We start from the raw sequence: 12,349 nt of genomic DNA, 5'->3' as shown, positions 1-12,349 counted from the left end.
ATCAGTTTGCTTTTACAATAGTAGTGCTGCCACTAACGATTTCAAAGTCTTTGGTAAAAGAAAAGAAAATGTCGCGGGCAGCCCTTGGGCGGAAAACAAGGGTATATCTACCGGGTTGCAAGGGTATGGTGTGACGGGTAGAATTTTCATCGAGGTCTATTACGCGATGGCCATCGGCGTCGATCACAGTGCCATAGCCGACTGTAGCGGCCTGAAATGAGAGCACTCCTGCTACTGGTACTTCTACTGTAGTTACTTCAGCAGGTTTTACTTCAATTTGTGAACGATATGGCGGATTAGCTAGTACTTCAATAATATATCGACCAGCACATACTCGAGCGTCGGTGTTGATGTCCTGGATGTTTATAATGTATCCTTTGTCGTTACGCAACAGTATTTTGAGCTCTTTGTACCCGATGAGTTTTTGAGTTTTCACAGCTAATCTACCGCGTGGCAGAGGCACTGCTACTACATTGTGCTTGCCGGTAGAAAGTACTATATCGCGTATTTCCACTTCGGGGATACTGTGCACGACGATGCGGTATGTGAGCAGCGGATCACCGGGTAAGGTATCGGGCAGACCACGACTGTTCAAAGTGTGCATCATTCGAAGAACTACTTTACCAGACTTCTGGTCGAAGACCGTAAAAGCAACATCGGTTTCTGACGGATGGTTATTGGCATCCAATAAATTTATCTGATAGGTAGTTTTCTCAAGAGCCTGCGAAATGACAAGGCCAAGAACGCTGCGAAAATCGTCTTCGCGAGCGGCATCGTAGTATCGCCCTACACATTCCATGGCCTGGCGCTGTTGTGCGTCGAGGCCTATGCCGATGACAAAAGGCCGAATGGCAATACCGGAAGTTTGCAATCTTTCGGATACGGCGCATGGATCGCCTCCACACTCCTCAATGCCATCTGTGATAAGTACGATGAGATTTCGGCAGTTTTTACAGGGAGGAAAATCGTCGGCGGCCTTTTCGAGGGAATTGGCTATGGGGGTAGTACCCATAGGTCGTAGGCTTTGGATGATGCGCTTGATTTTTTGATAATTATCTGGTGCGAAGGGCACCAGCAGGCGTGTGTCGTTGCAATCTTGTGGCGGAAAGCCTTTGCTGTGGCCATAAAGGCGGAGAGCTACTTCTATCTCTGTGTCATTTAAACGAGCGATACTGTCGATTAATTCGGCGAGGAACCGCTTTGCAACGTCCATTCGGGTACCTGATTCCCATCGAGCTTGCATGGAATTACTGCTATCGAAGATGAAGAGAATGCGATTGGTGGTTTTTTGAGCTACAGCGTCGAAAAGGAAAGTCAGAATTATAGTAAGCGAACAGAGAATTTTTTTCATTTTTAGATCGAAGCTGATGTCAAAAGTATGTAGCAAATGACTTGTATCTTTAAGATGCTGCGGGAGGTAGTGAAAATGATTTTTTATGCTCTTTTTTCAAAACAGATCAAAGGTTTATTACTTACCCCGCCTGCACATCTGCCTACGAAAACTCTGACGAACATTATCCGGCATTAATTACTCTCATTTGCCTGAGGCAACAAAGATGAGAGGTGTTTACTGCTGAACTCGCAGATAGGCGCGAAGTGATTGAGGTATTAGTCAATGCTTAAATCCAGGCGCGCGGCTCTGCCGCGCATCGCGTGAGGCATGCGTAGGGCGCGCGATAGCGCGGTGCGCAGGCGAAGCGCAGCTGCGCCGAAGCACGGAAGCGATAGCGGACCCCGGAGCACGCCGACCCCGGCAAAAGCGCTACTGGCGCTTTGCCGGGGGCACGCCCAAAAAAATCAAAAAGAAAATATTTTCTGCTATTGGTCAACGAATGAGGTAGATGTATCCGCTGGTATGTGGCTTGTCGTCGGGTGAATTGTTTTCCAGATCAGAACCGGGCCAACGGGTGCCGTCGATGAAGAGGGCGCGTATTTTCCAGACATACGTACCGGAGGGCAGTTCACGACCGGTATTGAAATGGCGGCCGTTCCAGCCTTCGGCCGGCTGGCGATCAGGGGTGAGGGAGTCGGTGCGAAAAACGAGATTGCCCCACTGGTCGAAGATGAGCAGCTCGTATTCGCGCAGGGAATGTCCTTTTGGCAGAAAGAGACCTGCCTGACCGGCATCCGGCGCGTCGGGTGCCAAAGCATTGGGCACTGTGAGATTGAGACGGGGCAGAAAGACAGGCATACAGGTGTCGTGACTACAGCCATTGGTATGGGTCGCTGTAAGACATACAGTGAAGGTATAATCGCTCAACAGGCGATTGACTCTGTAGCGGTAGCGCACACTGTCGGCAACGATGGTGATGCCATCGCCCATTTGCCAGGTGAAGGTGGTCTGACCGGGAAGATGTATGGATTGATTGCTGAAGACTACATGGCCGCGATCGTCGATGCTCCAGCTGAAGATGGCGGTGGGGGTGGGCAACACTTCGATGGGGACGGGAAACTGAAAGGTATCAAGGCAGCCAAGGTTGGTCTCGACGATGAGGCGAGCGATATAAGTGCCAGCCTGTTGATAGAGGTGAGTAGCATTGGGTGAAGGGCCGTCCTGTACTGTTCCGTCGCCAAACTCATAACGCCAACGTACGATATAACCTAGCGATGAATCGGGAAATGTACTCAAACTGGTAAAGACGACCTGAAGAGGCTGGCAACCGCTGGTGTCGGATATTGAAAACTTGGCAATGGGCAAGGGTGAAACGATGATGTCTTGTTCGGCGGTATCCGAACAGCCTAAGGCGTTGGTGGTAATGAGGCGCACGCGGTAGAGACCGGTGGAAGTGTAGGTAAATGTCGGATTGGCTAAGGTGGAAGTGAAGAATCCGGGATTGCCAAGTGCATCGAAATCCCATAGATAGCCCTGAGCACCGGCAGATTGATTAGTAAAATTGAACGTCTGAGGAGTGCCACACACGGTTTGCGAAACGGAAGTAAATGTAAATGCTGCCGTAGGTATGGGATGGATGGTAATCTGCTGTGAGGCTGTATCGTAACAGCCGGCCTGAGTGCCGTGTATGAGAGTGACGGTGTACGTACCGGGCACTGCATAGGTGTGCTGAGGATTGAGCAGGGTGGAGGTGTTGCCGTCACCAAAATCCCAGAGGGTGTATGTGAGGGTACCTGAGGTGAGGGTGGTTTGATTTTGAAAGGCGATGGGCTGCTGATTTAGGCAAGCACTTTGGGCGGTGAATTGTACATCAGGTTTTGGCTGTACGGTTACAGGCTTGCATACGGTGTGTGTACATCCGTTAAAGCTGGTCACTGTGAGGCATACATTGTAGGTGCCTGCGGTGTCGAAGCGCATAGCAGGGTTTTGAAGGATAGATGACTGTCCATTGCCAAAATTCCACTGATAGCCAGTGATGCTGCCACCGACAATGGTCGCAGATGCGGTGAAATATGTGGTGTCGCCAAGGCAGACGTTGTTGTTGAAAGTAAAGTCGGCCACCGGTGAGGGATTGACCTGAATGAGCTTATAGACAGTGTCAACGGAACATCCATCGCCTACCACCATGGACACATTGTATGTACCGGCAGCCGGGAATGTAAATTGAACATTCTTACCCATTGCGACCCCACCGGTGCATTGATTGGTGGAGGTGTTGAAATTAAAACACCAGGCTGTGGTGGTGCTATTGGGGGTCTGATCCTGAAATTGAACGGTAAGGGGCGCACAACCGGAGGTGGGCGTAGCAGTAAAAAAGCCATTGAGTGTCTGGCGGATAATGCGCACTGTACGCGTAAAGGTGGAGGATCCGCAGCTGTTTACGGCTGTCATGCTCACGGTATAGAGTGTATCGTTGTTCGTTCCGTTGTAGGTAAAAACATGGTTTTTAATGCCAAATTGGGTGATTGGCCCCTGTGGGGTGATGATTGTGGTCGGATAAATGGTATCTATCGGGCTGCCATCGCCCCAGTTGATGACGATGTAGTCCGGCTGACCGAGGGTCTGGCCGTCAATGAGGAAGTTAATGAGCTTTGGACTGCATCCGATCGTATCAGAAGCCAGAAATCCGGCTGTAGGCTGCGGCCTGACGGTGATTGTGCGGATCAGGCTGTCAGCAGCACAGCAGCTGCTCACCTTGAGCTTGAGGTAGTAAGTTGTATCCTTTGTGAGTGAACCTGTCAGTGTCGGTAATGTAGGGGGGAAAAACTGATTGCCCGTAGTAATGACGACAGGCTGACTGGCAGCATTCAGCGCATAGAGCGTCCATTGATACGATTGAATGAAGCCCGAAGACTGCTGGGTGACAAAGGGTGACGGCTGGCCGGCACAAATGATACCGGTATCAAGCGCAAAAGCCGCAATAGGAGCTGGAAGTACGTAGAAATTTTTCACTCTTTCGGAGTCGCAGCCAAACTGTGAAACAACTCGCAGACGTACAGGCACCAGTCCCGTATCCGGGAAGGTATGCGTAATGCCCGGGATGGTGTAATTGATGATGCCGTTGTTTCCGATATCCCATTGATATCCTGTGATGATGCCGCCAAGCGGAGGCAGGGTGGACTGACTGACCAGCTGGGTAGAAATGCCCTGACATATGCTGTCGGTAAAGCAGCCGCCGGACACAGAAAAATTCACCGAAGGCTTTGGACGGATGATGACCGTATCCGTCCTGGTGTGGCTGCAACCGGCTGTGTCGGTAATTGTAAAAGATACCGCATAAGCGCCCGGCATCGTGTACACGTAGGAAGCATTGGCGGTGGCAGCTGTATCGCCATTGCCGAAATTCCACTGAAAAGTGGCAATCGGACGCACACTTGTAGGCTGACCAATATACTGAAGCGTATCGCCTACACAACCTGTTGGTGGAATAAAATTGGCCAGGGGGCGGCCGAGAACAGTGACGGTTTTTTCCAACGAATCAGCACAGCCAGACAAAGTGCTTACGCGCAGCTTAATGACAATGGTGCTGTCGTTCAGTTGTGTGTTTTGAAAGGTAAATGATGGATTTGGAAGGTTGGAAGCCGGAAGGTTGTTGACATACCATTGATACTGAATGCCACCCGAGCTCGAATCAAAAGCCTGGACTGATAGAGGGCTGCAGCCGGTATGAGTGGACAGGCTAAAACTGGCCACCGGATTGGGCAGAGTGTAGGCCAATGTCTGGACGGAGTCTGTACCACAGCCGAACGGACTGACAGCAATTAGCCGAATGACCACCGTATCATTTGGCGAAGTAAGGGAATATTGAAGTGCGTTAGCCCCTGTAAAGGTGGCCAGAAGAGTGTTGTTTGTAGAAAGTACTTTCCAGATGTATTGGCCATTAGCCCCGGGATATTCCACTGGCTTAATGCGCGAGGTGTCCACTGTAAAGGGTGCACAGTCGGCATTGGAAATGATTTGGATTTGTGCTTTGGGCAGTGGGTGCACGGTGACCTGGCCCACTACAGTATCTGAGCAGCCAAAGGAATTGCTGGCAATCAGTGTAATAGCGTACGACGTATCGGATGTACCGGAATTGGTGAAAGTAAAGGATGGATTTGCCGCTGTGGAGGTACCCAGACCTGCGAAATTCCATTGAAACGAGAGGTCGCTTTGTGGGCTTCCTGGCAGATTGGTCGATGAAAGATTGCTGAAAGTGAAAGTCGCCGGCGTACAGGTGTCAGCCGGCATCGGCACAAATGAGGCTGTGGGCGTAGGATGTACAGTAAAGGCAGCAAATGCAGAGTCCACACAGCCCTCCGGCGTGGTGAGCATCATTCGGATGGAATAGGTCACGGAATCATTGGTCGGAGGTGGGGGGGTAAAAGTGGCCGTATTTCCCGAAAGGGAAAAGGTTAGAGGTGGGGTGGAAGAAAACTGATACGTATTCGAAGCCGAATAGTTGGAGATGGTGGCAGAAATGGCCGTTCCACCACAGGAAGAAGCACTTGAAAGCGCAAAGGAGGCCACAGGTTGGGCTTTTACGCGGATGGTAAGGGAAGTGTCGTCCACACAGCCATCGGGTGAAGTCACTGAAAGTGTGATGAAGTAAAGACTATCCTGATTGCCCTGAAAGTTTGGAAAGTAGAACGTCGGCTGAGCAGATGTGGTATTGCTGACGGCTGCACTGCCGGTGACTGACCATTGAAACTGAAGAGGATTTTTCCCCATGGATTGATTCACGACCGTAATGCTGTCGCCGGCACACAGCACAGTGTCAGAGGGCAGAAAAGAGGCCAGAGGCCTTGGGAAAATTTTGACGAAGCGCGTTACGCTGTCGCGACAACCCTGCGCATTTACCAGAACGAGGGATATTGGTATAAGACTGTCAGTGGTGTGAGATACATTGGCAGCTGTGTAGCTCAGAGTAGCCGCCGTACCGATAAATGCAAGGCCGGCGTACCACCGGCGAACGGGAGATGCTGTGCCGGTGTCGGAGAGCAAAATGGTAAGCGGAGAGCATCCGCTATCGATAGAAGTGGTGAAACCGGCTACCGGAGGCAGTGAGATGTTGACCGAAGCAGTATCGTAATTCACGCAACCCGTGAGGGTATCGATTACTTGTAATATGTAAGTAAAATTAGCTGTATCAACGGCCTGAATCTGTGGTGTAGAGGCCAATACTCCAGGCGGAATGGAAGTCCATACATACTGAAATGCCGGGTTACCCGGCTGACCGAGCGTGTAGATATCGCCCTTGCAAATAGTAGTATCAGGCCCTGCATTGGCTGGGGGCAGAGGAGCAACCAGGACAAACACGCTATCCACCGCCTGACAACCTACCGAGTCTGTTACATAGAAGTAAAACCATTGATTCTGCTGAGGATTTACGAAGGTGGGAGTAAGCGTGGTCGCATTCTGCAGCAGAGCATCCGGCTGCCATTGGTAGGAAAGTTGACCTGTACCACCGGAGGCTGAACCTGATAGCTGAATGTTTTCTCCGAAACAGGTTTCGGCATTTGAACCGGCATCGACGGTAATAGCGGGAAACAGGGAAATCTGTATGGTGTCTCTGGCTGTGCATCCGATGGAGTCTGTTACAGTCAGAATGTACTGCTGTGGCGCTGTAAGTCCAGAAACCAGCGGGTTAGGGATGCTGGGATTGTTAAGACCTGTGGCCGGCGACCAGTTGTACTGATATCCACCAGCACCGCCAGTAGCCACAGCCTGTAGCTGGAAAGGACTACCACTACATACCAATGTATCATTCCCGGCAAAAGCAGTCAGAAGCGGATTAACAACGACCAGCACAGAGTCTATTGCGCTGCAGCCGACCGAATCAGTGACTGTGAGCTTGTACCATGTGCTGGATGTGATGCCGCTCACTGTGGGATTGAGTACATTGGGATTGTTCAGACCTGTGGCAGGAGACCACTGGATCTGCAGAAATCCACTGCCGCCGGAGGCTGTACCACTGAGCTGTATGTTGCTAGTATCGCAAATGATACCGCCTGAGCCGGCATCAGCCAGGATTTGAGGATTTACAGTGACAAATACTGTGATGGTATCGCGGCATCCAAGCGCATCCTGAAGGTAGGCAAAAAACTGTGTGCTCTGTGTTAGGTTTGAGAAAGTAGCTGATGCACCTGCAGCAGAATATCCCGGCGGTGCAGATGCCCACGTGATCTGCACGGGAGCCTGGCCTGTTACATTCTGCAAGGTAAACGACACATCGTCGCCATAGCACACAAGGGTATCGGAAAGTGCGCTGGCTGAAGGCTGGTCGTAGATCGTGACAAGCATTGTGTCTGTTGTCGTTCCGCAAGCATTTTGCAGCTGATAGGTCATCTGATACACCCCCGACTGGGTGAATTGGATAGATGGTTGAGCCGATGTGGCAGTACCGGATGTGAATGCCCAGCCCACGGCCGGCGTAATCGTCCATAGTCTGGAAATAATGGGCGAAAGGCTGTCGAACTCTGCAGGTTGCAGACCCGGAAGAGAAAAATTCAGTGTAAGTGGCCCACAATGGACGGTATCAGCCGGTAGTATCACGCCCGGTCTGCCGCGAATCACGATGGATGTATCTGCGACTGTTGTATCGCAGTAATTGTACACAAACTGCCGTATAAGATACTGGCCGGCCGTTGTAAATCTGACCTGTGGGTTGGGGTGACGAAGACTATCTATGGCCGACCAGCCTGTAGCGGGAGTTATTTCGTAATATACCTGGCTGTTTTTACAGAAATTATTGAGATTGGCCAGATTGGTCAATTGCAAGGTATCGCCACTGCAGGCCGGCAATGTACTTATTGAGAAACCTGAATCTGCCAGTTCATTGACGCAAATCGTTTTAATCAAAGTATCGTAGTCGCAGTTAATGCTGTTGGCCACGACCTGGCGCACCTGATAGATGCCAGGTTGATTAAATGTAACATTGAGCACCGGGGAGCCGGTAATCCAGTTTTGGGGGTTGATGGAGTTGTTGGCATTCCCTAAAGAACCGGTATTGACTGTAAATGTGCCGGGTGAGATGTTCCAGAGAATTCGTCCTGTACTGTCGCAGCCGGAATTTGTAGGTATGCTACCCTTTTGGCTTTGGTCGGTGATGGTGACCTGGCGGCTAACACATACGCTGTCGGGCTTATTGAAAGCGGCTTTAATAGATGATGCAATCCGCACAGGACTGATCTGTGCCACGCTTACGTCACAGGGATTGGTAGCGGTAATCCGCACATAAAAAGCGTTGTTGCCACCACCGCCGGGCACATTAAATCCACAGGAACCTTTGGTGAACGTGTGAATATACTGAGCAGGGGGTGGATGATTGAAAATCACTGGTGGGCTTCCATCGCTTACTTCCAGGGTATAGGTAGTGCCTGGTGGATTGTTGGCCGTATTTAAAATATCAAAAGCCATAGTGACCCCCTGATTTCCCACACATCCTATAGTATTTCCCTGTGTGCCGAGGCCTACAGCCGGATTAGACCCATAAAAAATCCGGAATTTCAGCGTATCCCAGCAGCCGTTTGGCGATTTCAACGCCAAAAAGCAATTGTAATTCCCCGAACTGCTATACACTTTGTTGAACGTAGTGAAAGCCGTACCCGAATCCACAGTGCCGTCGCCTAAGTCGAGGTAGTATTTTGAATATGGCTGGGACGTAGTATGTACGATGGTAAACGTATCTACATTCAAACTTGCGCAGCGGGAAAAAGTAGTGATGCCCTGAAAGGTTCCTGATGTAGTGTTAAGTATCTGAATTGATGGGGTGACAGAAGGCAAAACATTCACATACAGAGAGTCTTCTGAGCCTGTGGCACCTTGATACAAGATGAGGCGAACCAGGTAAGTGCCCGAGGAAGAATATTTTATATTTTGTGCAGACAATGTAGTAGCTGTAGCGGGGTTTGCGCCGGGCATCAACCAGCGCACTGAATCGATCAGTGCGCCATAGCCATTGGTATCTGCCTGAAAATGTATAGCGTAATTTCGACAAATGACAAGGGTGTCGTTAGTGGCAGGGGGTGTAGTGACAATGCCCCACTGTCCGTGAGACCTTGCACTGATTAACAAGTAGAAAGCACAAATCGCATATCGGCTAAAGCGAATTTTCACAGCCTTGAATTGTATGCAAAAATTCACTGAAAGAACATGATGTAGAGATTTTATTTTTTATGACAAACGATTTATTTTTTAAAGAATGCTGCAGTGGACTAATTGCTAAGTATTTCAAATGCGCGAATAGTTATAGCCATACATGGAGGTTTTAGACGATGGGGGTTATAAATTTTTAAGCAATACATCTTTTGTAACAGGAACTCAAATTTTCACCTGTACAGCCGTATCTCCCCCCGGCGGATGGGCATGGGATTGCCGTGGCGGTCGGTATGGCGGATGACGTACAGGTACACCCCGTCGGGCACCGGGCGGCCGCGGTGGGTGCCATCCCAGCACTGGCTGATGTCGTCGCTCTGGTACACCAGTTCACCCCAACGGCTGAAGACCTGTATCTGGTAGCTGCCCAGGTTATCGCCCACTACCTCGAAGCAGTCGTTTCGCCCGTCGCCGTTGGGCGTGAAGGCATTGGGGATGTAGAGGGTGGTGAAGGGCTGCTCCTTGTCCCAGCAGAAGCGGGTGTAGAGGCGGAAGGTATCGGTGTGGGCAAAGCACTGGTTGAAGGTATAGGCTGTGTAAGTGCCCGGCTCTTGCACGGTGATGGCGTAGGCTGTATCGCCCGTGCTCCACACCGTGGTGATGCCCGGCACACCGGCAGGCACCTGCACGGCCAACTGCGCCGACAGCCCCTCGCAGATCGTATCGGGGTGCGGCAGAGCCGTGGTGGTGAAGTCGCTGATGTAGCTGACAGTAATGGTATCGCTCCAGGCCGAAAACTCCCCGTCGATGGTCACCCGCACCCAGTAGCTGCCCGGCTGGGTGACGGTGATGGTAGGGGTGGTATCGCCTGTGTTCCAGAGGTAGGAGCGGGTATCGTTTTCCAGGGCATAGAGGCTGTCCACCACCGTGGGGGTGATGGTCAGCGACTCACCCTCACACAGGGTCGTATCCGGTGGCAGATGCACGCTGAAGACCGTATCGCTGCACCGGAAAAAATGCACGTCGTCGATGTAGAGCATAGAAGAAAACACTAACGGTATTTGATTTGAACCGCATCGAAGTATAACCAAACTACTTGTGGAATCAACCACTGAGCTGAAATTATCGTTTATATTCGGCTCTAACCACCCAAGGTAGAACATCGTGTAATTTCCATTGGCGATGGTTGTCTTAAACGAAATCTTCTTCCATTCCGATGATTGATTTATAGAAGCTGAGTCGTTGATAAGGACTACATGGCCAATCGATGGAAGATCTGCATTTGTATAGTGAACATTCGGTCCGAAGGGCTGATACAGGGTATCATCTTTCAAAAAGATGCCTATGCTTTTAAACCGGAAATTATTTCTACTATCGGCCCGGGCATAGAAAAATCCGCAATAATCCCCTGTTTTGACGGTGTCTTTTAATTTATTTCCGACCAAACCATGATAAATGTCTTTATGTGGAAGTCTGGTACAAATGCCGCTTGCAGTTACAGCCGCATATCTAAAATGCACAAGTAATGCCAAATGTGTAATTCCTTTTCTTGATTGTGGTATGGGTACACCATTGGAGTTGTATAAAAAAAAATCTGGATGCGTTGTGTTAAATTCATGAAATTTCCCATTGCGCAAAACATCCGATCCATCGTAAAAAATATTGTAGCGATTATCTGTAAAGTTATACCAATTTTTTATCCATGAGCCGGAGTGAGAGAATCTCAAGGAAAGTCTTAAAAATGGACATTCAAAAGCGCCGGCACACGGTTTGTCTAATTCCTCAAATGAGGGATTTTGAATCAGATTTTGCGCATTGGTGAGGGCATATATGCTTAGAAAAAGAAGTACTACATACCTTTTCATCGGCATTGATTTTTTGAAAGCAGGATAAAACGTTTCATCCGGCTTTTATTTGTTTATTGCTTGACAACTTTATATACATTTTGATGGCCGTTTTGCTGCACAGAGAGCATATAAATACCCGCCGGAAGGCCTTGCAGGTGGAGTACTACCTGTTCGTTTAGGTTCAATTGATTTTTTTGGAATACAAGCTGACCATGCAGATTGTATAAGGATATATCTGTCAACGGATGACTATTGCTATGAAGAGTGAGTCGGTCTGTAAAGGGATTCGGATAGATCTGTAGGTCAGGTTTTGCTTGTTCAGCAGCTTCAAGCGGGCGGTATGCGGGGGCTGATATGCAGGAATACAACGTCGCATTATTAATCGGATTAAAGACATTTGAAATTGTACCTGGATCGTAATCACTTCCCTGACTGCTGTTCCAGTAATAGAGTATTTTTGGATTTGGATTCATCAAAGAACCATCTATTTTAACTGCCCCATTATTGTTAATCCACCTGTTATTAGCTGTTTGGCCGGGAGAGCAGAAGTTGCCGATGTTTACGTGGTCGAGGTAGAAGCTATGGTGTAGCGTGGATGTACACGTTGTATTCATAACCCATAGGGTTATTGCCTTAGCCAGTTTGCGGTGAGTGGTAGTATTTGTATTCACAGGCAGGCATTTTTGGCGATACTACGTCAAATTTAAAAGAAATTTTAAAACGGCAAAATTTTTTTTGTGGTGCATGCATATACCTCAGGGGGTGTCAGGCGAATAGGCACAAGAGGGCAGAGGAAAGGTGTGTTTTACATCGGCTTTTTTTTGAGTAGCTCTGAAAACGAAGCAAAAAGGCGGTTTTTTTTTCAAAGGTATTGATATAGCATCGGTCATTGAAAAAGTCTATTGCCTTCCCCCTTAAATCTTTCACCCACTTAACCTCATCGGTACAGCCGTATATCCCCCCGGCGGATGGGCATGGGATTGCCGTGGCGGTCGGTGTGGCGGATTACGTACAGGTACACCCCGTCGGGCAC

4 protein-coding genes are annotated in these 12,349 nt (G+C 49.5%); all 4 read right to left on the bottom strand.

What is annotated here, in order from left to right:
- Window position 1: 1 nt before the first annotated feature.
- The 4 genes from ACK4EX_RS10285 to ACK4EX_RS10270 all read right to left on the bottom strand — a co-directional run bounded on the left by ACK4EX_RS10285 (window position 2) and on the right by ACK4EX_RS10270 (window position 11,987).
- Window positions 2–1,351, bottom strand: coding sequence for a vWA domain-containing protein (locus ACK4EX_RS10285; RefSeq protein WP_409772468.1), 1,350 nt, complete (start codon window positions 1,349–1,351; stop codon window positions 2–4).
- 474 nt (window positions 1,352–1,825) lie between these two features.
- The gene (locus ACK4EX_RS10280; RefSeq protein ID WP_409772466.1) at window positions 1,826–9,490 is read right to left on the bottom strand and encodes a PKD domain-containing protein; all 7,665 of its coding nucleotides are present in this window, start codon (window positions 9,488–9,490) and stop codon (window positions 1,826–1,828) included.
- A 212-nt stretch (window positions 9,491–9,702) separates the two neighbouring features.
- Entirely contained in the window at window positions 9,703–11,334 is a 1,632-nt protein-coding gene (locus ACK4EX_RS10275; RefSeq protein WP_409772464.1) for a gliding motility-associated C-terminal domain-containing protein, read from the bottom strand.
- A 53-nt stretch (window positions 11,335–11,387) separates the two neighbouring features.
- Window positions 11,388–11,987, bottom strand: coding sequence for a T9SS type A sorting domain-containing protein (locus ACK4EX_RS10270; RefSeq protein WP_409772461.1), 600 nt, complete (start codon window positions 11,985–11,987; stop codon window positions 11,388–11,390).
- Between the last annotated feature and the right edge of the window lie 362 nt (window positions 11,988–12,349).

The organism is Thermaurantimonas sp., assembly GCF_046299575.1.
Taxonomy (GTDB): domain Bacteria; phylum Bacteroidota; class Bacteroidia; order Flavobacteriales; family Schleiferiaceae; genus Thermaurantimonas.
This window is presented reverse-complemented; position numbering and strand designations above follow the sequence as displayed.